Source organism: Pseudomonas sp. GGS8 (genome assembly GCF_024168645.1).
In the GTDB taxonomy this organism is placed as follows: Bacteria; Pseudomonadota; Gammaproteobacteria; order Pseudomonadales; family Pseudomonadaceae; genus Aquipseudomonas.
Genome location: NZ_JALJWF010000001.1, coordinates 5,767,392 through 5,788,650, shown reverse-complemented (window position 1 = coordinate 5,788,650; position 21,259 = coordinate 5,767,392). Strand labels below are relative to the sequence as shown.

Annotated in this window: 22 protein-coding genes; 4 read left to right on the top strand and 18 right to left on the bottom strand. The window is 59.5% G+C overall.

Annotated features, from left to right (window positions below; all coding sequences use genetic code 11):
• Positions 1-206: 206 nt before the first annotated feature.
• Positions 207-449 carry a hypothetical protein gene (locus J3D54_RS25745; RefSeq protein WP_253424440.1) on the top strand — a complete coding sequence of 81 codons (243 nt, stop codon included), beginning with the start codon at positions 207-209 and terminating at the stop codon, positions 447-449.
• Between the two features lie 244 nt (positions 450-693).
• Here J3D54_RS25745 and J3D54_RS25740 read toward each other — a convergent pair whose 3' ends face one another.
• The 10 genes from J3D54_RS25740 to J3D54_RS25695 form a co-directional block, all read right to left on the bottom strand.
• Positions 694-1,782: an SMP-30/gluconolactonase/LRE family protein gene (locus J3D54_RS25740; RefSeq protein WP_253424437.1), complete on the bottom strand. Its 1,089-nt coding sequence runs from the start codon at positions 1,780-1,782 to the stop codon at positions 694-696.
• Positions 1,779-2,924: an SRPBCC family protein gene (locus J3D54_RS25735; protein ID WP_253424434.1), complete on the bottom strand. Its 1,146-nt coding sequence runs from the start codon at positions 2,922-2,924 to the stop codon at positions 1,779-1,781. The genes J3D54_RS25740 and J3D54_RS25735 overlap by 4 nt, the downstream gene beginning before the upstream one ends.
• Before the next feature lie 114 nt (positions 2,925-3,038).
• Positions 3,039-3,902, bottom strand: a complete 864-nt coding sequence (locus J3D54_RS25730; protein WP_007941771.1) for a LysR family transcriptional regulator — start codon at positions 3,900-3,902, stop codon at positions 3,039-3,041.
• Positions 3,903-4,046: 144 nt separating this feature from the next.
• Positions 4,047-5,465: an ATP-binding protein gene (locus tag J3D54_RS25725; protein ID WP_253424431.1), complete on the bottom strand. Its 1,419-nt coding sequence runs from the start codon at positions 5,463-5,465 to the stop codon at positions 4,047-4,049.
• Positions 5,462-6,124 (bottom strand): response regulator, encoded by a 663-nt coding sequence (locus J3D54_RS25720; protein WP_253424428.1) that lies wholly within the window; start codon positions 6,122-6,124, stop codon positions 5,462-5,464. Before J3D54_RS25720 ends, J3D54_RS25725 begins: the two co-directional genes overlap by 4 nt.
• 11 nt (positions 6,125-6,135) lie before the next feature.
• Positions 6,136-6,780, bottom strand: a complete 645-nt coding sequence (locus J3D54_RS25715) for a tetratricopeptide repeat protein (RefSeq protein WP_253424426.1) — start codon at positions 6,778-6,780, stop codon at positions 6,136-6,138.
• Entirely contained in the window at positions 6,777-7,586 is an 810-nt protein-coding gene (locus J3D54_RS25710) for an SDR family oxidoreductase (RefSeq protein WP_253424422.1), read from the bottom strand. Before J3D54_RS25710 ends, J3D54_RS25715 begins: the two co-directional genes overlap by 4 nt.
• The gene (locus J3D54_RS25705; RefSeq protein ID WP_253424420.1) at positions 7,573-8,244 is read right to left on the bottom strand and encodes a TenA family transcriptional regulator; all 672 of its coding nucleotides are present in this window, start codon (positions 8,242-8,244) and stop codon (positions 7,573-7,575) included. The genes J3D54_RS25710 and J3D54_RS25705 overlap by 14 nt, the downstream gene beginning before the upstream one ends.
• On the bottom strand, positions 8,241-9,722 hold the full coding sequence (locus J3D54_RS25700; RefSeq protein WP_253424417.1) for an AMP-binding protein: 1,482 nt from the start codon (positions 9,720-9,722) through the stop codon (positions 8,241-8,243). Before J3D54_RS25700 ends, J3D54_RS25705 begins: the two co-directional genes overlap by 4 nt.
• Positions 9,712-10,389: a thermostable hemolysin gene (locus J3D54_RS25695; RefSeq protein ID WP_253424414.1), complete on the bottom strand. Its 678-nt coding sequence runs from the start codon at positions 10,387-10,389 to the stop codon at positions 9,712-9,714. The genes J3D54_RS25700 and J3D54_RS25695 overlap by 11 nt, the downstream gene beginning before the upstream one ends.
• Before the next feature lie 186 nt (positions 10,390-10,575).
• Here J3D54_RS25695 and J3D54_RS25690 point away from each other — a divergent pair, with 186 nt between their 5' ends.
• A complete protein-coding gene (locus J3D54_RS25690) occupies positions 10,576-11,148 on the top strand; it encodes a cytochrome b (RefSeq protein WP_253424411.1) in 573 nt (190 codons plus the stop codon).
• 155 nt (positions 11,149-11,303) lie between these two features.
• On the opposite strand, the gene J3D54_RS25685 is transcribed toward J3D54_RS25690, so the two are convergent.
• Entirely contained in the window at positions 11,304-13,112 is a 1,809-nt protein-coding gene (locus tag J3D54_RS25685; RefSeq protein WP_253424408.1) for a monovalent cation:proton antiporter-2 (CPA2) family protein, read from the bottom strand.
• 278 nt (positions 13,113-13,390) lie between these two features.
• Here J3D54_RS25685 and J3D54_RS25680 point away from each other — a divergent pair, with 278 nt between their 5' ends.
• Positions 13,391-14,305 carry a LysR family transcriptional regulator gene (locus J3D54_RS25680; protein WP_253424405.1) on the top strand — a complete coding sequence of 305 codons (915 nt, stop codon included), beginning with the start codon at positions 13,391-13,393 and terminating at the stop codon, positions 14,303-14,305.
• Here the strand turns inward: J3D54_RS25680 and J3D54_RS25675 are convergent.
• The 4 genes from J3D54_RS25675 to J3D54_RS25660 form a co-directional block, all read right to left on the bottom strand.
• Positions 14,295-15,071, bottom strand: coding sequence for a substrate-binding domain-containing protein (locus J3D54_RS25675; protein ID WP_253424402.1), 777 nt, complete (start codon positions 15,069-15,071; stop codon positions 14,295-14,297). The genes J3D54_RS25680 and J3D54_RS25675 overlap by 11 nt on opposite strands.
• Positions 15,072-15,103: 32 nt before the next feature.
• Positions 15,104-16,396 (bottom strand): MFS transporter, encoded by a 1,293-nt coding sequence (locus J3D54_RS25670; RefSeq protein ID WP_253424399.1) that lies wholly within the window; start codon positions 16,394-16,396, stop codon positions 15,104-15,106.
• A gap of 171 nt (positions 16,397-16,567) precedes the next feature.
• On the bottom strand, positions 16,568-17,641 hold the full coding sequence (locus tag J3D54_RS25665; RefSeq protein WP_253424396.1) for a sensor domain-containing diguanylate cyclase: 1,074 nt from the start codon (positions 17,639-17,641) through the stop codon (positions 16,568-16,570).
• Positions 17,642-17,856: 215 nt separating this feature from the next.
• On the bottom strand, positions 17,857-18,318 hold the full coding sequence (locus J3D54_RS25660) for a hypothetical protein (protein ID WP_007895102.1): 462 nt from the start codon (positions 18,316-18,318) through the stop codon (positions 17,857-17,859).
• 272 nt (positions 18,319-18,590) lie between these two features.
• Here J3D54_RS25660 and J3D54_RS25655 point away from each other — a divergent pair, with 272 nt between their 5' ends.
• The gene (locus J3D54_RS25655) at positions 18,591-18,929 is read left to right on the top strand and encodes an FKBP-type peptidyl-prolyl cis-trans isomerase (RefSeq protein ID WP_253424393.1); all 339 of its coding nucleotides are present in this window, start codon (positions 18,591-18,593) and stop codon (positions 18,927-18,929) included.
• Between the two features lie 264 nt (positions 18,930-19,193).
• On the opposite strand, the gene J3D54_RS25650 is transcribed toward J3D54_RS25655, so the two are convergent.
• The 3 genes from J3D54_RS25650 to J3D54_RS25640 are packed head-to-tail and all read right to left on the bottom strand — an operon-like array spanning position 19,194 to position 21,027.
• A complete protein-coding gene (locus tag J3D54_RS25650; RefSeq protein WP_253424390.1) occupies positions 19,194-19,502 on the bottom strand; it encodes a hypothetical protein in 309 nt (102 codons plus the stop codon).
• 52 nt (positions 19,503-19,554) lie between these two features.
• Positions 19,555-19,794 carry a pyocin S6 family toxin immunity protein gene (locus tag J3D54_RS25645; RefSeq protein WP_253424387.1) on the bottom strand — a complete coding sequence of 80 codons (240 nt, stop codon included), beginning with the start codon at positions 19,792-19,794 and terminating at the stop codon, positions 19,555-19,557.
• A gap of 15 nt (positions 19,795-19,809) precedes the next feature.
• Positions 19,810-21,027: a colicin E3/pyocin S6 family cytotoxin gene (locus J3D54_RS25640; protein ID WP_253424384.1), complete on the bottom strand. Its 1,218-nt coding sequence runs from the start codon at positions 21,025-21,027 to the stop codon at positions 19,810-19,812.
• Positions 21,028-21,259 lie beyond the last annotated feature (232 nt).

Below are 21,259 nucleotides of genomic sequence, written 5' to 3'. Positions count from 1 at the left end.
ACTCAGGTTTTTATGGGCGATCCAGATGATCGTTATTCAATGGAGGCAGGGGCTCGGACAAAGGTTTTATCGCATTTGCGACAGGACGACGAACGGACACCGCTGGTCTGATAGACGGTCGACAGAACCGGGTAAGCAAGGCCATTCTGATACTTGGCGAACGCCATCGATCACGTTTGCCACCGATTAACAAACGGAGGTGTTCCATGCCGGTGACCCATGACCTTTATCAGGACTTGCGCTGCACGAAGGAAGAGATCCTGCAAAAACGCACCAAGGATCCGTTACTGGATTCACTGCTCAACAAGTACTCCCAGGCGGACGCGGAGGTGTTGAAGGCCGAGTCCGCACAATCGGATGCGCCCAGCGATGAGGTACTGAAGAAGCTCAAGCAGAAGCGTGTAGAGGTCAAGAATAAGATCGTTGAGCGACTGCAGACGCCGTCCTGAGACGCTATGCAGAGTCACCGACGATCGGTGACTGCAAAATTGGAACGGGGATCAATACCAGCACCTCGAGCGATCAGAGTCCGATGTTATGGCTCCATGCGGGGTGCCCCATGCCCCACCCTCCGTCTGGTTCCTGCGCAAGACACAAGCGGGCTTGCTCGCGAATGAGGCCATGCCAGCCAGCATCAAAGTTGACTGTCAAACCGCCTTCGCGAGCACGCTCGCTCCCACAGTTTGATCACTGTCACGGCTGCAATGCTGCACTCAACGGTAACCGTGCCATGTGCCGTGCTTTCAGCGATCCCAGATACAACCAGTCCCCATACTCGCGCACGGTGGTGATGGGGGAGTAGTTGCCGCTGCTGGCGTCCTGCAGATTGGCAATCACTTTGCCGTCGAGGTCCAGTCCCAGCACGAAGGCGCGTTTCTCCAAGGGTTTGGGCAGGATAGTCATCGCCCGCACGATCATTTTGCGTACCAGAGGGTAGGGTGCCGTGGCGTCGAGCAGTGCATTGCGCGGTGCATACAGCGCCACCCAGAAACGGTCGCGGCCATTGAATGCCAGGTTGTCCGGCAGCCCGGGCAAATTGTCGATGAACAGATCGTGAGTGCCGGCTTTCGGCCCGGTCAGCCAATAGCGGCTGATGCGATAGGCGCCGGTTTCATTGACCAGCACAAATGCGTCGTCAGGCCCCAGTGTCACGCCGTTGGCGAACTCCAGTTTCTCCAGCAGGACCGCCGTTTTACCGGTCTGGAAGTCATAACGCAGCAAACGGCCGTCGCCGCCGTGCTCGATGATCGCCTCGCCATCCTTGCCGTAGCCCCAACGGCTGGAGGCGTCGCTGAAATAAGCGTAATGCCCGGACTTGTCGATGGCCACGTCATTGGTAAAACCGAAGGGCAGGTTGTTGGCCGTGGTGGTCAATGGAATCAACCGGCCCTGAGCGTCGAGCGACAGCAACCCCTTGACCCCGTCGGCGATCACCAGCAGACCATTGGGATGCCGCGCCAGGCCCAACGGCCTGCCGCCGGTAACGGCCAGTACCTGGGTGGTTTTGCCGTCGAGGCTGGTACGAATCAACCGGCCGTCATGCAGGCCGGTGATGAGGACGTCTTTCTCCAGCAGCAACGCCTCCGGGCCGTCGATGTCAGCGGCACCGACACGTTCCACGCCTTTGAGTCGCTGATTGTCGGCGTAGATGCCATCGGCGAGGGAGGGCGCCGGTGGCGGTGTCCAGGCGACGGGTTGAACCTTGGTCGGCAATAACAACAGCAAGGCGCTAATCACGATGATCAGCAGCAACAAATGACGAAACTTGAGGGGGTTTTTCATGCGCTGACTCCTGCCAGGGCCAGATGTTTTTGCGCCATCTCGCGTAACGCCAGCATCGACTCCGTCGATTCGCGGTCGATGCGTCGCTTGAGCAACAGACGATTGGCGAGGCGCATCCCCAGGCCGCTGAAGTGATATTCCAGGGTGCGGATAAACCGTGTGCCATCGCCCTCAATCTCACACTCGTAAGTCACCACCAACGACAGCCCATGATCGCCCCAGGCCCGAGCCCTCCAGCGGCGTCCGGGCAGGTATTGGTCGACTTCCCAGCTCAAATGCCCCTCACGCCCGCCGGCCCGAATGTCTTCCTCGAACCGCGCCCCGGCATACAGCGGCCCGCTCTGCCCGTCGACCTTGAGGGAAGACGGATGCCACTGCGGCCAATGGGTCGCGGTGCTGGCGTAGGCGAGCACGGCCACTGGGTTTCCAGCGATATCGATCACATGCTGCAAACGGGTCATGGGCGTTCTCGTCAGGTGCGGGGGCGCTTGCTCCGGTTCCCAGTACAGGGTGCCGAACAGGTAGTCCATCAGTGGTAACACGATATTGAAATTGCGCTCCTGCATCAGCTCACGGCGGTGATGCAGTTCGTGCAGGCGGCGCATCTGGCGGATCCACGGCAAACGCGTCACCGGGTTGTCGGGCGGTAGATGTTCGCAGGCATGAAACACCTCATAGGTCAGGTAACCGAGCACCATGCAACCGCCAAACAGCCCCGCGACGTTGGTATCGAGCTGAGCCAGCAGCCACCAGGCAGGCCCCGTGATGACGAGGGTATGCAGCACGATCAGCCAGGCCGGAAACAGAATCACCCGCCAGTCCCGGGCGCTGTCATAAGTCATGTGGCCGGGGGTGAAAAAGCTGTGATGGTCACCCGCGTGACGGGCGTAGAACATCCGCGCCAGGCGCTTTTTATGATGCCCCAGATGTCGATGCACGACGTACACGCCGAAGTTGAAAAACAACAGGGTCAGCGGCACCGCCAGCCATTCCAGCGGTTGCACCTGATGCACCGTGCTCCAGAACCCGCCGATGGCCAGCAACCCGAACAGCAGCACAAAGACGCCGTGCAACCAAGGGTTGTAGAGCGGATGAATGTCGGCACGGTAGCGCGCGCGGAACGCTTCGGTGGTCTTCCTCACTGAGTTCACCTGTGGTTATTGTTATAACCAGCAGATTAGCCGATCCCGCCGTACAGGCAGGCCGAACCTTGAGGACACAAGCGTCATGCTCCGGTGCAAGACGCCCGTTTGGCGTCAGGTCAGCGGGTTCCAGCGCTGGGACCAGTCGTCGTCCGTCTTGATCACTTCACGCAGCAGGTCGAACGCCCGTTGCAGGGTCGCCGAATCGCGGTCCCGGGAGTAAACCAGATAGGTTGGATAGCTGAACTCCGGTGCTTTGGGCACTTGTTCCAGCAAGCCGTTTTCCAGGTAACTCTGGACCACGCGGGTGCGGAAATAGCCGCTGCCGCCGTTTTCCAGGATGTATTGCAAGGCCAGCGGTCCCAGGTTGAAGCTCAGGGCTGCCTTGGCTTTTTCAGGCAGCGCCGCATCGTGCTGGCGACGGAAGTCCGGCCCCCAGTCGATATACACGTAAGGATCGGGTTTTCCGGCCAAGCGTACCAGGATGAGTTTTTCTTCCAGCACCTGCTCGACTTGCAGGCGTGGCCAGTATTCGGGCTGATAGACCAGCGCCGCATCCAGCACCCCCAATTCCAGTTGGCGCAGCAGGTTTTCACCGTCGCGGATTTCCATGCGCAGGGCGTGGCTGGGAATCTTCTCGCGCAGCTCTCCGGCCCAACTGAGCATCAACGGGTTGCACAGGCTGACCTCGCCACCGATGTGCAGCACGTCGCGGTAGCCCTCGGGCAGCGGCAAGTCCCGGCGCGCGGCTTCCCAGGTTTGCACCAGTTGATTGGCGTAAACCACAAAAGCCTCACCGTTCGGCGTCAGGCGCGCACCGGCGCGGTTGCGCACGAACAGCGTGCTGCCCAGCTGACTTTCGAGCTTCTGCACCCGGGCGGTGATCGCGGTCTGGGTGACGTGCAGTTTTTCAGCCGCTGCGGCCAGGCTGCCGTGGCGGACGATTTCCAGAAAGGTGCGGGCGAGGTCGATGTCCATGGGCAGGCCGATGTGGGAGGTGCGGGCATTGTAAGAGCAGCCATGGTCTTCCGATACCGTCTATGGCGAGGGAGCAAGCGCCCAAGCCTCTGTCCGCGTATTCGATCAGTTCACAGCGGGACCTGCGGGGCAAAAATCAGCCACTCAGCTATTGGGCGGCAGCTCTCGGCTGGTCCGTTGCAGAGGGTTGTGGTGCTGGTCAACAGGAATCGACAGGGTCGCCCGCAACCCGCTTTCCGGTGGATTGACCAAGGTAATCCGCCCGCCCAGCCGCGTCGCGATGGTGTTGACGATGGCCAGCCCCAAGCCTGCGCCCCCGGTGTTTCCACGGCTGTAGAAGCGTTCGAACAACCGTGCGCGATCCGCTTCGTCGATGCCCGGTCCCTGGTCCTGGACGCTTAAGTTGTAGAACCCGTCGTCCTGGCTCAATTGCACGGTGATGACGCCATGCTTCGGCGAAAAATTTGCTGCGTTGGTGACCAGGTTGTTCAGGGCGATGTCGATGGCGCCGGCATCGGCGAGGACTTTAAAAGGCCGGTCTTCGGCGTCGAAAGCCAGCTCCAGGTTCCTGCTCAGTAGCCAGGGTGTGAGCTGGGCCAGGCTGGCGCGCACGGTTTCACTCAAGTCGATGCTGTGCAGCACCGGCGTCACGGCCTTGGGTTCGAGACGCGCCATGGTCAGCAACTGATTGACCAGACGGCTGGCGCGATCGACCCCGGCAATCAGAAACGCCAGGGACTCACGACGTTCCTGTTCCGTGCCGGCTTCCAGCAGGTTTTGCGCATGCACCCGCAACACGGCCAGCGGCGTGCGTAATTCGTGGGCGGCGTCGGCGATGAAGCGCCGCTCACGGCCAAGCACCTCTTGAATGTGCGCGAGCATCCGATTGAGCGCTGCTTGCATCGGTTCCAGTTCGCTCGGCAACGGGGTCAGTTGCAACGGCTCCAGGGAACCACTGTGCCGCGCCCGCAAGGTTGCCGCCATATCGGCCAGCGGTTTGAGCCCCCAGCCAATGGCCAGCCAGACCATGGCCGCCAGAATCAGGCTGCCCAACACATTGGGCCACAGCGTGTGACGCACGATCCGGTCGACCAGGTCCGCACGCACGTCGTTCCGTTCACCGACCCAGATGCGCAGGTCATTCTGTTTATCTTCGAGCATGAACACCCGCCAATGGCGGTTGTTCAAATCCATCACATCGCTGAAACCGTGTGTTATCGGCGGCGCGGTGAAGGAGGGGGCGCTGGCGGTGTGCACCAGCACTTCGCCCTTGCGATTCCACACCTGAAAGGCAATTTTGCTTTCATAGGGGTGACCATCGACTCCCGGCACCGCTTCACTCAAAGCCTTGTTGAACGCTTGATACAGTTCGGCGTGTTCATGGCTGGCCAGCGGCATGCGCATCACACCCTGCAGCAGCCGGGCGTTCTGCGCCAGTTGGGCGTCGTAGACTTCGGCGATTTCGTGATTGCTGTCGTGCAGGTTGAACACGCTGAGGATTGCCAACCCCGTCAGCATCAGGCCGATGATCAGCGTCAGGGTACGACGCCGGATCGAAGTCATCGACGTTCCTCCACCAGATAACCCACCCCACGAATGGTGCGGATCAGGTCGGTGGAGAACTTCTTGCGCAGGTGATGGATGTGCACTTCCAGGGTGTTGCTTTCGGCTTCTTCGTTCCAGCCGTAAAGCAGTTGCATCAGGTGGTCGCGGGTCATGACCCGGCCCGGAGGCGAGAGCAATTCATGGAGCAGTTGATATTCCTTGGGCGTCAACGCCACCGGCTCGCCCTGATAACTGACTTGCTGGGTGCCGGGGTTCAGGCTGATGCCGGCGTGTTCGATCAGCACTTGGGCGCGACCGGCACTGCGGCGCAACAAGGCCCGCAGGCGAGCCTTGAGTTCGGCCAGGTCGAAGGGTTTGACCAGGTAATCGTCGGCGCCGGCATCCAGCCCGGCGATGCGGTCTTCGGTGGCATCCCGGGCGGTGAGGATCAGCACCGGCAGGTTCGAACCGCTGTCACGCAAGCGGCGCAATACTTCCAGACCGTCCATGCGCGGCAGGCCGAGGTCGAGCACGGCCACATCGAACGTTTCGCTGAGCAGTGAATGCAAGGCGTTGCTGCCGTCCTGCAACCAGTCGACGGTGTAACCCTCACGGCCCAGGGCCTGATGAATGCCCTCGCCAAGGGCCACGTCATCCTCGATCAGTAATAAGCGCACATGGACTCCTGTCAGTCGAGTTTCTTGTTCACGTCACCCAGTAATGCTTCGACCTCTTTGCGACGCCCGGCGTCGGCGCTTTCCCGGCCAGGACGGGGCGCGGCGTGCAGGGCTCTTTGCAGGGCGTCCCGGGCTTCACCATAGCGCTTTTGACGGTAAAGGTGATCGCCCCAGAAGTACAGGCTGTCGATGCCGGTCGGGTTCAGGTCCAAGGCCTGCTTCAACAGTTTTTCGGCCTTGTCGGCATCGCCGAAACCGATAGGCCAGCCGGGCACTCGATCATACAACGCCGCGAGGCTGGTGTAGGCCGAGCCTTGCAGGGCCTTGGGATCAATGGCCAGGGCTTTTTCCAGATCGACTTTGGCGGCCTTGGCCTTGCTCAGGGCACCGAGACCACCCTGGGCTCCGGCCCAACTGCTGTTGACGATACCCGACCAGATCCACGCTTCGGCCAGGGATTGGCGTTCCCGGGTGAACGCCGAGGTCTGGGCTGCGAGTTTTTCGAAGGCGGCGGTGCGCTGTTCGGCCGGCAATTCGTATTGGATATGCGCCAAGCTTTGTTGAATGGTATTGAGGCGCTGTTGATCGGCGGCGTCCAGCGCCCAGACGCTTTGGCTCAGCACCCCGAGCAGCAAGCAGGTGAGGATTTTCTTCATGGTTTGAGGTTCTCGTTATCGGTCTTCTGACTCAGGCGACGGATCAGCGGCAACTGCTTGCGCAAGCCACGGTCTACCAGATGCGGCAACAGACTGTTCAGGCGCACGAAAAAGCGTTCCGGCCAGCCCAGGTACAAATCGCGACGGTCGCCGGCAATGGCGTGGATGACCGCCGAAGCGACGGTTTGCGGGTCGTCGACATTGGCTTTGAGCGCATCGTTCAGCGCTTGGGCCGCCGCGCTGTTCATGCTGGTATGGGTTGCCCGGGGGGCGACGTAGAGCACGTTGATCCGGGTATCGGCCAGTTCCCGGCGCAGGGCTTCGGAGAAACCGCGCAGGGCAAACTTGGTGGCGCAATAGCTGGCGTAACCGGGGTAGCCGATGGAGCCGTAGGTCGAACCGACGTTCACCACCATGGCACTCTCGGCCTGCTTGAGCAGCGGCAGCAACAACTTGGTCAGGCAGATTGGTGCGCCGACGTTCACTGCCAGCATGGCGTTGACCTCGCTGTCATCGAGCTGTTCGAGCATCGCGAAGTGATTGACGCCTGCGGCATTGATCAGCAGGTTGATGCCGCCGATGGCCTCGGCCGCGGCCAGCACGTTGCGCCGGTCGTCGGGCAAGGTCAGGTCCGCACCGACCCAGCGCAGTTGCTCCGGGTAGCGTTCGAGCAAGGGCTCCAGCGACGCCCGGTGCCGGGCCACGGCCAATACATGCGCGCCACTGGCACACAGGGTGCCGGCGATGGCCAGGCCGATGCCGCCACTCGCTCCGGTCAATACCACGCGAGCCTCAGACGGGCGCATGCAGATTCTCCCCATCACGCGGCAGGCCGCGGAACATGTCGGTGTAGAGCTTGTACACGACCTTCGAGGCATGAATCACCGCGGCCTGATCGGCCGGGTCTTCGAGCGTGTTCATCAGCCGGCGGTAGGTCTGCATGTGTTCGATATCCAGCGAGCCGTGGGAACTGAGGTAGCTGAAGGCGGTTTCCGGCAGCGCCAGGCGTTCGCGGATGCTGCCGGCCGCGTGGGTGGCCAGGGCAATGCTGGTGCCTTCCAGCACGTTGACCATGCCGAACAGGCCTACCGGGTTGTCCCGGGCAATCAGGTCGTAGAGGAAGCTGACCATCAACTCGATCGGCAGCGAGGGACGACCGTCACGCACCGCGTCTGTGTCGCCGCCACAGGACGCGATGTCGTCGAGTACCCACTGTTCGTGACCGTATTCGTCCTCGATGTACTCACATACTGCTTTGCGCAGCCATTCCAGGCGCTGTGGCAGACGTGCGCCACACGCCATCATCGGCACGGTATGACGCACATGGTAGTAAGCCTGGGTGAGGAAGGCGCGGTAGCTGTCCAGGCTGACGTTACCCTCAAGGGCATCGCGGATGATCGGCAGATTGAACAGCTCGTGGCGTTCCTGATGGGTGGCTTCTTGCAGGGTGTCGAAAAAACTCATGGTGCAGATTCCTCGGAAATAACGGATTCAGTGAGCAGCGCCCGGTAACGTTCGACGATGGCGTCGCGGCGCGGTCGGCCATTGGCGGTCAGCAAGCCGTTGGCGGGAGTGAACGGTTGATCGAGGCGGGTCCAGTGATGAACCTGAGCGTAATCGGGCAAGGCCTCATTGGCCTGGGCCACGGCGGTGGCCAGCTCTTCATCGGTGCAGTCCGGCCGATGGGGCCAGAGCAGGGCATGGTTGCTCGGCATCGCTTCGCCATAGACGAACGCCTGAGCGATGTGGCGACGCTGGGTGAGTTCGGCCTCAACCCATTCCGGGTTGACGTTGCGACCGAAACTGGTGATGAACTGATGCTTCTTGCGCCCGTTGAGGTAGAGAAAACCTTCCGGGTCGAACTCGCCGAGATCGCCGGTCGGCCACCATTCAGCGTGGTAGGGCGCTTGCCCCAGATAGCCGAGCAGGGTCGAACCCTTGACCAGCACTTCGCCATCGTCGGCCAGGCGAATTTCGACATGGGGCAGGGGTCGGCCGACACTGCCGGGGCGGTGTGCTCCGGGGCGATTGAGGCACACCACCGACGCGCATTCCGACAACCCGTAACCCTCGTACACCGGCATGCCGATGCGTTGGGCACGATGCAGCAGTTCTTCGCAAACCCGCGCACCGCCCACGGCGGCAAACCGCAACGATTGGGGGTTGAATGCTTTTTGCTCGGCGGCGCTGACCAGCATCAGCAACAACTGTGGCACCAGGATCAAACTCTCGGGCGCGCGGGAGGCCAGACACCCCAGCAATCGCGGCACATCGACACCGCTGGCACCCTGAATACCCAGGGTTTTCTGACTCGGCACGCTGAGGGTCGCGCCGGCATACAACGCGGCATAACAACCGAGGTTTTCCAGCAGGATCGCCAAGGGCAGCAGCGCCAGGTGATGCCGCGGATGGGTGGGCTTGCTTGCCTGATCCAGTTCACGAGCTACCCGTAAAAGGCTTTCGGCGCTCAGGCACACGCCTTTGGGCGTGCCGGTGGTGCCGGAGGTGAAGGTCAGTTTGGCGGTGCCTTCGGGTATTCGGTTCGGGCCGTTGAAGGGACGGTGCCAGAATTCGCCAGCGTATTCGTAGCCGGCACCTTGCAGCTCGGCTTTCAGTTCCGGTTCGGCGATCACCCACTCGGCCTGGCTCTGTTGCAGGCAATGGATGCGCTGTGCCGGGCTGAAAAAGGGCGGCAATGTCAGGCAGGACAGGCCTTCGAACAGGATGGCCAGATCCCAAAGCATCGCCTCGGTGCCGTTGTCCAGGGCCAGCGCGACCACCTTGACGTGCTCATCGCGCAGACGCTGTTGGCGATCCATGACCTCGGCATACAGCGCGGCGTAGTCCAGTTTCAACTGATCGCCCCATAAGGCAATCGCGCTGCTTTTATGTTCGGCGTGATGGCGCAGGGTTTGTTTGAAACGCTCCATTTCAGGCGACATGGCTTGACTCCTCAAGGGACGTTGGCAGCCCCAGGCGATTGAACAGGCCGATGTTGCGCAAATGAATGAAGCCGGCGCGGATGTTGCCGACATGCACCCATGGCTGACTCTCGTAATAACTGCCCCAGTGGTGACGGTCGTCGCCCAGCCGCTCGGGATCGGCGGCGCACAGCGTCACCGGCTTCAAACCCAGGCGATGAAAACTGTTTACCAGCCCGATGTTGCCGGTGAACGCCACCCATTCCAGCCCGCCCATGGCCAACAGGTAGGTGATGGCGATGATGCTCAGCCGCGCGCTGCCGGTATCGCTGGCGGCGAGGTTGCCGACCTCGACAATCCCGACCCGCTCCACCGGTTGGCCGGCAGCGGCGCTGATCAGCGGGTCGATCGCCTCGTCCAGGTAACGCTCCAGAAACAAGGGCTCGGTACTGGCCAGTCGTAAGCCGGCCACCGCACACAGCGTGCCGGATTCATCACTCAGGCCGAACAGTTGCGGCATGAAATGGCGGATATCGGCGCCATGGGCCTTGCGAAAACGCTGCTGGATAAAAGCTTCGAAGACGGGTCGCTGGGCATCGTCTGGCAAGGCCCTGGCCAGACTCATCTGCGGGGTTTCGGCTTGACCGAAGTGCAGGGGCAGAGGGATGTTCCAGTCGAAATCGTGCATGGGCAAGAACGCCTCCCCGAGTCAGTTTGGGAGGAGTATCAAAGGCGATTCTTAACGAAGTCTGAAGGTCATCTTCAGATTGTCTTAAGGCTGAACGGGCAGGGTGGCGCCGGTCGGTTCGACGCAACCGGATCCAGGCTGTACGAAATGAGTCGGCAGCCGCCACCGATCTTCAAGAGGCTCTGTATGACCCGAGATTCAACAGTACACCGGTATGGAAAACTCTCGATCACCTTGCACTGGCTGATGCTGGCTCTGTTTGTTGGCGTTTATGGCTGCATCGAGATCAAAGGGCTACTGCCCCGTGGAAGTGATTTGAGGGGGCTTTTTCTGGGGCTTCACGGCTTATTCGGATTGAGCATTTTTGCCTTGGTCTGGGTTCGCTTGCTCGGGCGCCTCACACCCCGGCCACCGATTACCCCGGCCCTGTCAACCTGGCAGACCGGCGCCTCGCACTTCATGCACCTGGCGCTGTATGTGCTGATGATTGCAACGCCGCTATTGGCCTGGTTGATGCTGGCCGCCGGTGGCAAACCGATGCCGTATTTCGAGTTTTTCCTGCCGGCGCCGGTGGCCGTTGATCCCGTGTTGGCCAAGCAATTCAAACATTGGCATGAGTGGCTCGGCAGCGCCGGCTACTGGTTGATCGGTTTGCACGCGGCGGCGGGGTTGGTCCATCACTACTGGGTTCGCGACAACACGCTCACGCGCATGCTGCCCAAGGGCTTTGGTGCGGGTGCCAACGAGCGTCAGCGATAAGTCTCCCTGGAAGTTCGGGGTTGCCTCGAACTCCGCGTTATCGTTCATCGCGAGCAGGCTCGCTCCCACCTTGACCGCATCAGTCACAAGATTTGCGGCTGACAAAGACTCTATGTGGGAGCGAGCCTGCTCGCGATGAGGCCATCACCGTCACCTCAAACCTTACCCGCTTGCTCTTCCAGCTGATCCGACTCAAACAACTTCGCCAGCTCCGCCCGCGCTTCCTGTGCCGTCTGCATCACCTTGGCCGCATCGTCATATACCGCGTGCTGAGCCTCCAGCACCTGTTCATCATGATGGGTAAAGCGCTGGATCCGCGCATCCGCCTGGGCTTGTGTCAGCCCAAGTCCAACCAGGGTACGCCGGGTCATTTCCAGGCTGGAGTAATAGGTTTCCCGCACGGCCTGCGCCCCGACATCCACCAAGCGGTGCACATGCTGACGGTTACGGGCGCGGGCGATGATTTTGATGTGCGGATAAAGCTTGTGTACCACCTCGGCCGTCTTGATGTTGGTGTCTGGATCATCGGTGGCGATCACGAAGAACTCCGCTTGCTCGACCTTGGCCGCACTGAGGATTTCCGGGCGCATCGGGTCGCCGTAGAACACTGGCACGCCACCGAAGCTGCGGGACAGTTCGATGGTTTCCACCGAGGTGTCGAGGGCGATGAACTTGATGTTCTGCGCCCGCAGAATCCGCGCCACGATCTGCCCCATACGGCCCATGCCGGCAATGACCACGCGGGGCGTGTCGGCGTCGATTTCGCGGAACTTCTGCGGCACCTCCACCGGTTGCACTTTGGGTTTGACCAGTCTTGCGCAGGCCAGTAGCAACAGTGGCGTCAGCGCCATCGACAGGGTGATGGTCAGCACCAGCAAGTCATACAAGCGCGGCTCGAACAAACCCTGATCCCGGCCGATCTTGAACACCACAAAGGCAAATTCACCACCGGCCGCCAGCACGATCCCCAAACGAATCGCATTGACCTTGCCCAACCCCCCGGCCAGTCGACCGACCACAAACAGCAACGGCAGCTTGATGGCGATCAGCAGCAGGGTCAGCCCCAGCACCACGACCGGCGCACTGAGCAGCAGACTCAAGTTGGCGCCCATACCGACGCTGATGAAAAACAGCCCCAGCAGCAGGCCCTTGAACGGTTCGATCTGTGCTTCCAATTCGTGACGGTATTCGGAGTCCGCCAGCAGCAAGCCGGCGAGGAACGCACCGAGTGCCATGGACACACCGACCAGATCCATCAGCCACGCCGTGCCGATCACCACCAGCAATGCGGTGGCGGTGGACACCTCCGGCAGACCGGTCTTGGCCACCACACGAAACACCGGGCGCAACAAATAACGTCCACCAATCACCACCACCGCGATGCTGCCCAGCACCCGCAAGCCATGGTTCAAATCTTCGGCGGCACTGCTGGTGTGATCGCCGCCGGCCAGCAACGGCACCATCGCGATCAACGGGATCGCGGCAATGTCCTGGAACAGCAAAATCGCGAACGCCAACCGCCCGTGGGGGCTGGTCAGTTCCTTGCGCTCGGCCAGGCTTTGCAAGCCAAACGCGGTGGACGACAACGCCAGGCCCAGGCCCAACACGATGGCGCTGTTCAGGGGCTGGCCGAACACGAACAACGCCAGCACGCCAATCACCGAACCGGTCAACAGCACCTGCGCCAGGCCCACGCCGAACACCGATTTGCGCATCACCCACAAGCGTCGCGGTGACAGCTCAAGGCCGATGATGAACAGCAACAGCACCACCCCGAGTTCGGAGATGTGGCTGACGCTTTGCGGATTACCGATCAAACCCAGCACCGACGGCCCGATGATCACCCCGGCAAACAGATAGCCGAGCACCGCCCCCAGTTGCAGGCGCTTGGCTAAGGGAACGGCGAGCACTGCCGCGAACAAAAAGACGACAGCGGCTTGTAACAGGTTGCCTTCGTGGGGCATGCGAAACTCCTGGGACTCGATACGGCGGGGCGACAAGGATAAAGGCTGGAGCCGGATGCGTCAGCCTTGAACGAAAACGTTATGGGCCGACACACCGGCATCGCAAGAAAGCTCGGCCCCGCAATTGATCTCACACGGATCACGACGATGCACAAATGCGGGAGCGAGATTGCTCGCGATGGCAGTTTTGCAGGCACCCAAGATGTCGTTACATTTAGCATCAATTAGTGACATTCATAGGATAAGCTGATCAATCTGTTCGTTCCCGAGTGCGCACCATGGCCATCAACTTCGACCTTAACGATCTGCAAGCCTTTCGCGCCGTGGTGGAACAGGGAAGCTTTCGCAAAGCCGCGGACACCGTACGCATCTCCCAACCAGCCCTCAGCCGGCGGATCGAAAAGCTCGAAGACGCTCTGGGCGTGAAATTGTTCGAGCGCACGACTCGCCGGGTCAGCCTGACTCAGGCCGGGCGTGGTTTCATGCCCAGCGTCGAGCGCCTGCTGGATGACCTGGACGTGGCGCTACTGGGCATCAGCGAAGTCGCCTCGACCCGGCTCGGGCATGTCACCGTCGCCTGTGTGCCGTCGGCGGCGTACTACTTCATGCCGCGCGTGATCGCCCACTACCATCGGCAATTTCCGCGGATCAAGGTCAAGGTGCTCGACTCCAGTGCTCACGAGGTATTGAGTGCCGTGGTCAACGGTGAAGCGGACTTTGGCCTGAGCTTCATGGGCACCCTGGAGGCCGAAGTCGATTTCGAGCCGCTGGTGCAGGAAGGTTATGTGGTGGCGTGCAGACGAGATCACCCCCTTGCGGGACGCAGCAGCGTGACGTGGGATGAGTTTTATCAGCAGGATTACATTTCGCTGGACAAGACTTCGGGCAATCGCTTTTTGTTGGATCAAGCGCTGGCAGGCGTGGTGCCGCAGCGGCCGAGCATTTGCGAAACCCGTCATGTGACGACCATGATCGGTCTGGTGGAGGCCGGGTTGGGCGTGGCTGCCGTGCCGTTGATGGCGATGCCGGCGGCGGACCACCCAATTCTGACGCGGGTACCGTTGACCGATCCGCAGGTAATGCGCAGTGTTGGTTTGATCAAGCGCCGGGGTCGTACGTTAACCCCGGCGGCATTGGCGTTGGAGCGCCTGGTGGTGGAAATGAAAGTCCAGCAACCCTCGGTCAGTGGCTGACTGAGTCCAGCCCCGTCGCTTTTACGTCCGGCTGAGCTGCGGTGGAGGCCAGGTACTCAAGCAACGCCTTGGCCTCTGCCGGGTGTTGTGCATCGACCGGAATACCAGCGGCGAAACGGGTGACCGATTGCACCGATTCCGGAATTTTCGCCACAAAACTCACCCCAGGCACCGGTAGCAATTCGCTGACCTGCTGGAAGCCCAGTTGATAATCGCCGGTGGCAACCACCGAGCCCACCGGGATTTTCGGGATCATCTTCGATTTGGGTTTGAGCTGGTTTTCGATGCCCAGGCGCTTGAACAGTTGATCCTCGATATACACGCCGCTGGCACTGTCGGAGTAGGCGACTGACTTGGCGTCGAGCAGGGTTTTTTTCAGGCCTTCCACCGAGCTGATGTCCGGCTTCGGCGCACCTTCACGCACCACCATGCCGATCCGCGAATCCGCCAGTTCGACCCGTGAAGCGGGATCGACTTTGCCTTGCTTGATCAGGTCGTCGAGGGCATAGCCGACCATGATGACCACGTCGGCTTTCTCACCGCGGGCCAGACGATTGGGAATCGCTTCCGGGGCTTTTCCCATGGAGGGACCGAGGGCGGTGTCCAGGGTGTTGCCGCTAGACTCGGCGAATTTCGGACCGAGGATTTTGTAGGCCGCTGTGAAACCACCGGACGTCATTACACGGATTTCTTCGGCCTGGGCGATCGCACTCAGACCGAGACTGGCCACCAGGGCCAGGGCAGTGAAGTTGAAAAACCTTTTCATCAAATAGCTCTCGCAGTTAGAGGTTGGGTGGTTCACGACACGGTCGGTTGCAGGCGGCCAGAGGCACGGCGATAGAGAAACAGCGTCGCGCACAGGGCACAGAGCGCGGCGAAACTCATCCAGTAACCGGGTGCAGCCTTATCGCCGGTGTACTGGATCAGGAAGGTCGATATGGCCGGTGTGAAACCGCCGAACACCGCCGTCGCCAGGCTATAAGCCAAAGAGAAACCGGCGACCCGAACCTCGACCGGCATGATTTCCGTCAGCGCGGCGATCATCGCGCCGTTGTACAAGCCATAAATGAACGACAGCCACAGCAGCACCAACAGCATGTTGATGAAACTCGGTGCTTGCACCAGATAGGTCAGCGCGGGGTAGGCCGTGGCTAACGTCAGCAACGCCATGGCGATCAGTACCGGGCGACGACCGATGCGATCCGAAAGCGCGCCGCCAATCGGCAACCAGAAAAAATTCGAAACGCCCACCAGCAAGGTCACCAACAGCGCATCGGAGGTATTCAGGTGCAGCACGGTTTTGCCGAAGGTCGGCGCGTACACGGTGATCAGATAGAACGCGGTAGTGGTCAGGGCGACCATCATCATCCCGGCGAACACGATGACCCAGTTCTGCCCCAGGGTGCGGAACACGTCGCCCATGCTTGGCCGGTGTTTACGGGCGGCGAACTCTTCGGTTTCTTCCAGGTTACGGCGCAGGAAGAAGATGAAAGGCACGATCATGCAGCCGACGAAAAACGGAATCCGCCATCCCCAATCGGCAATCATCGTCGGCGCCATCCATTGGTTCAGACCATAGCCCAAAGCCGCCGCGATGATGATCGCCACTTGCTGGCTCGCTGATTGCCAACTGGTGAAAAAACCTTTGTTGCCGGGCGTGGCGATCTCCGCGAGGTACACCGATACACCGCCCAGTTCCGCACCGGCCGAGAAGCCTTGCAACAATCGGCCGATCAGCACGATGGCCGGGGCGAACAGCCCGATGGTTTCGTATCCGGGCACCAGCACAATCAGAATCGTACCGCTGGCCATGATCGACAGGGTGACGATCAGCCCTTTGCGGCGCCCCACATCATCGATGTAAGCGCCCAGTATCACGGCGCCCAACGGACGCATCAGGAAGCCAGCGCCGAACACCGCGAACGTCATCATCAGGGACGCGAACTCGCTGCTGGCCGGGAAAAACACGGCAGCGATCTGCGTGGCATAGAAGCCGAAAAGGAAGAAATCGAATTGTTCGAGGAAGTTGCCCGAGGTCACCCGGAAAATCGCACTGGCCCGGGAGCGACCGGAATGGATTGATGCTGTCATTGACGTGTACTCCACCGCTTTTATGACGTGCACTGCCTGGACGCGGTGCACGGTTCTTATTGGGGTGGATAGTGGAACAGGGGCATCGATATGTTAATTGCATAGTTGGTATGTATTGATGCATGAAGCGGATCAATGTTGCCGACCCAGAGACTCGGCGTTTGCCCAAGGCTAATCGCTGTGAACGCGTATCGGGCTGATGCTCCCCAATCGATACTGATTATTCCCACTGCGTTTAGCCTCATACATCGCCAGATCAGCAATGTGAATCAACCGGTCCATGCTCGGCGCATGGTCTGGGAACACTGCAACCCCAAGGCTGCTGCCGATGTGGCGCTGGTCGTTGCCGATGGTCATCGGCGGGGCGAGTTCGATGAAGATTTTCTGGCAGATGCTGCGGGCTTCGTCTTGCAGGCTGTTGCCTTGGGGAAGGCCTTGGAGGATGACCACGAACTCGTCGCCACCGATCCGGGCGACGGTGTCGGTTGAACGCAGGATTTTCTTCAGGCGTGTAGCGGTGGTGATCAGTACGCGGTCGCCGGCGGCATGGCCGTAGTGGTCGTTGATCGCCTTGAACCCATTGAGGTCGACAAACACCAGTGCCACCCGCGTGGCGCTGAGGCGGGCGTGTTCCAGGGCAGCGGACAGGCGCTCTTCGAGCACCAGGCGATTGGGCAGACCGGTCAGCGGGTCGTAATGGGCCAGGTGTTGCAGGTAACTGGCGGAGGCTTTTTCTTCGGTGATGTCGCGGACCACGCCCATCATCTTGATCGTTGCGTCATGCTCATTCTTGACCACATTGCCGGTTTCCCGTAGCCAGCGGATACTGCCATCCGGCCAGACTACGCGGTATTCCTCGTCGTGATTTTCGCCGGTTTCCAGACAACGCAGTTCACCGGCGCGGACCTTGGCCCGGTCGTCCGGGTGTACGCAGGAACAGAACAGGGCGTAGGAGGGCGTCACCTCGCCGATATTGAACCCGAACATGCCGTAGATCGCGTCCGACCAATAGAGTTTGTCGGTATCGACCTCCCAGTCCCAGGTGCCGATGCGGGCGAAGTATTGGCTGCGTTTGAAGCGTTCGGCGTCGCCTTCCTGGTGGATGCTTTGTCCCTCGGTGAGGCTGTCGATCAGCGCACGGCACTCGGCCAACTGCTTTTGCAGCGAACGATCGCGCCAGATCAGCGCGATGATCAGCGCAAAGGTCAGAGCGCCGATGGTGATATCGATCCAGAGCTGACTCATTGAGGAATTGCGCTCATGGCGTATCGAACCGTGGGGGAGGTGGCGGGTATATTAAGGCTCTGTACGAATACTGCCTGCGTGTCGATCATGCTGCGTTAAAAACAGGCTCGGAATGCTCATTTACAAGCCGTAAACTCCGCTTCTTCGCCTGTATTTGCCTTGCCTGATCGCCACTCGGCGACTGTTCGTACAGACCCTGGCAAGCAGGAGGTGGGTCAGTGCGCCACTGACGGTTGGGTAGCGACCGAGACGGTGAAGGTCACGACAAACAGCACGACGAGTACCCAGAACATTACCATGACTGTCAGCATGACGACCTTCAGGCTTTGATAAAGCCAGCGCAACCAATGGCCTTCGGGTTTTGCTTCTGAGCGGGTTCTGAGTACGCCTTTCAAATAGAAGCCGAGGAGGGCCAGCAGTGCGCCATCAATCAACAGTGCAGGCAGGCCGGCTTCGGGGAAAATGCTTCCCCACCGATAGAATGACGACCGGCTCAGGAACACCACATAACAAATGAGGCTGCCGTAGGGGATGGCTCTCCACCATTTACCGGCCAGCGCTCCGACCATCAGGCTCATAATCACCATGAACGGGTTGAGGAGAATATTGATCATCCACTCCAGTACGTTGGGGAAGTAGCCCGGGGAATGGATGCTGCGCCAGATGTGTTCAAACATTGTTCCTGTTCCTGCCTTCTATGGAGTAAGTGCTGTTTCGGTGCTTCCGTGCCGCTGCACGGTATCGGCGTATTGTCGGGTTACATAAGTCCTGTTGTGTCAATTAGGGGCTGTACGAAAAGTCGCCGAGTGGCGATCCGGCAGTTTTCGTACAGAGCCTAGTTTACGACCACTGCCGGAGACAGAGCGAAACGGTTGCCAATAGCCTGCATTTCTGGGAAAACGGCGCCCATCAAGCCCGTTCGGGCACGCGCACAGATAGAGTGAATGTCATGAATGATGAATTGCAGGTAATCGACCTTGAAGTGGGCGACGGCAAAGCCGCCGTCAAAGGCGCGCTGATCACCACCCAATATCGCGGTTGGCTGGAAAACGGCACCGAATTCGATTCTTCCTACAGCCGGGGTAAACCTTTCCAGTGTGTGATTGGCACGGGGCGGGTAATCAAGGGCTGGGACCAGGGAATCATGGGCATGCAGGTCGGCGGTAAACGCAAGCTGCTGGTGCCGGCGCACCTGGCCTATGGCGAGCGCTCGATGGGGGCGATTACGCCGAATTCGAATCTGATTTTCGAGATTGAATTGCTGGAAGTGTTGACGCGGGATGATTGATGGTTGTGTGAGCTGAAATGACAAAACCCGCTGTCTCTGTGAGGAGAGAGCGGGTTTTTGCTATCTGTGGCGAGGGAGCTTGCTGTGGCGAGGGGGCTTGCCCCCGTTGGGTTGCGCCGCGACCCCAGTCCGGTCATCGCGGTTTCTCAAGCTACCCACATACGCTGATTCTACGACTGCTGCGCACCCGAGCGGGATCAAGCTCCCTTGCCACAGTTCAGTGTTCGGTTCGCGGAAAAAATGTTCTTTTGCCTAAACGGCGAATCAGGTGAATGCCTCAATATCATCAAGGGTGTCCGCCACAATCCCTTCCAGGGAGGGAAATTTTTCCTTCACCTTCTCAAGGGCCGGGCGTACAGCACCCAAGTCCAGACCACCCTGTCTGCGGGCTATGTGACCGAGCGCGGTGATGGCAGCTGCTGCGACCGATTCGGACTCACTCTCGAGGTATTTCAGGCAGGTGTTCTGAGCCCAGGTCTTGTCTTGCTCATTCAGGCCGATAGAAATCAATGCGGCGGCAACGTTGGTTTCTACGCCGCTAGCTAGAAGTCTCGTCGCTTCCTCGTGGCTCATTGTTGGATCTTGGTAGAGAAGGCTCGCTTTTTAACTCCCGCCTCAGTTGTACCTACTCCCGCACACCTATGAAGATGTCCAGTTCAGTCGGTAACTGCTCATTGAGAATTTTGGCGATTTGTTGGACTTGCTCGCCGGTTAGTAACCATTCTCCATCCGCGCTTTCATCAAGACTTTTCCAGCCAAGAACACCCATTACCGCGATTTCAAGCTCAGGTCGAACTGTAAGGTCGTATTTTAAGGAGTCATCCTTGTCATCACCTTTTAAAAAACCACTAATCCATAAAAACATAAATAGCCTCTTAATTTATTTCGTGGTGGTTCTGCCGGGTTTAGCGGGATCGATCTGTTCACCTGTTTCGTGGTTGAACTCGCCAAGATGCTTACCTTGCTTGTCATACATCTCTATTGCGCCTGTCTTGCTATCCCATTCATATATTCGCCCCTTTCGGTCTTTCCATCGGCTGCGTTTACTTCCTCCACCCTGAACACTGCTTTTTGATTTAACAGGAAGGGCATCTGGGAATGCAGGTAATGTCAACGGCGGCCTGTGGTACTTTATATCACCGCCGCCAGCAGCTCTTGAAACCACAACATATAACGGCTGCACACCGGAATCAGCTGGGAAAACAAGGATGAAGTCCTTGTACTCAGGCGGGTAGATCGGGTTGACGATGATGTTATCTGCCTGTTCGGTAGGCGGATAAATCCAGATCTGAGGCGCTTGTGGTCCCGCCTCTAGCGGGGGAATCCCTGAGGTGCTGAATGGGGCAACGGCTGGTGTCCATATCAGGGTTATCCCATCACCAAAGTCAGCCACCTGCTGAGAACCCTGACTCTTGAACCGGACGACAGGAATCATTTCCCAGTCACGGCGCTTCTGGGTGTTGTACCCATAACCCTTCAAGGTGCCATCAGCTTGTTGCTCGACATGCAGTCGAACCCGTGTACGGCCTTCCTTGAGCGATTTGAGCTGTTCTTCTGTGTACAGGGAGCTGTCGCCCAAGCTCGACGGCCACAGCAATGCAACCATTCCGGTCAAGGCTCCAGTTGCAACACCAGCCGTCATGCCTGCGCCAGCAATACCCGTCCCGGTGCCAGCAGTACCAACTCCGCCCAGTAGAAGTGTCCCCATTGCAGCAGGTAACGCGCTGCCACTGATTTTTTTGAGTGGGATGTTTCCCGCCGCATCCCTTTCGCGGCCACCCAGCAGGGAAAACTTTCCGTAGTCGGTCAGTTTCTCGACAGGGACAAACCCGGCTGGGTTGTCGTGGTTGATTACGCCGTCGGGGAGGTTGCAGCTTTTGGCGAACACACAACCTATGGAGTTGGATTGACCCAGCTGTTGAGGCTGCCTGATAAAGCGGTCTTCATATGCCTGCTGTCGGGCCAACATGTCGTCATAGGATTTTTGTCTGGCTTCGCGCTCTGCCAGTTCAGTGGCGGTCATGTAGCGGCTGGTGATGTGGTGCCCGTCGCCCGACGGTGGGTTTTGAACCCGAGGTATGTCTGTTTTGCGAGCCATGAGCGTCCTTGTTTCATTTTTTGAAAGCGATGCGGACGCTATATCAAAGGGCATTTGATAGATGTAGGACTGGTCTGAAACTCTGGCCGTTGTTACAAAAGCTGCTTGTCGCTATGCACTTGGCTCAGTCGGAAAAACCCGCCATCTCTTCTTACAGATATGGCGTTTTTTTATTTTGTTGAGCCATGACGCGGTCAACCCGACTTGCCAGCCCCGGCAATATCGGTAACCA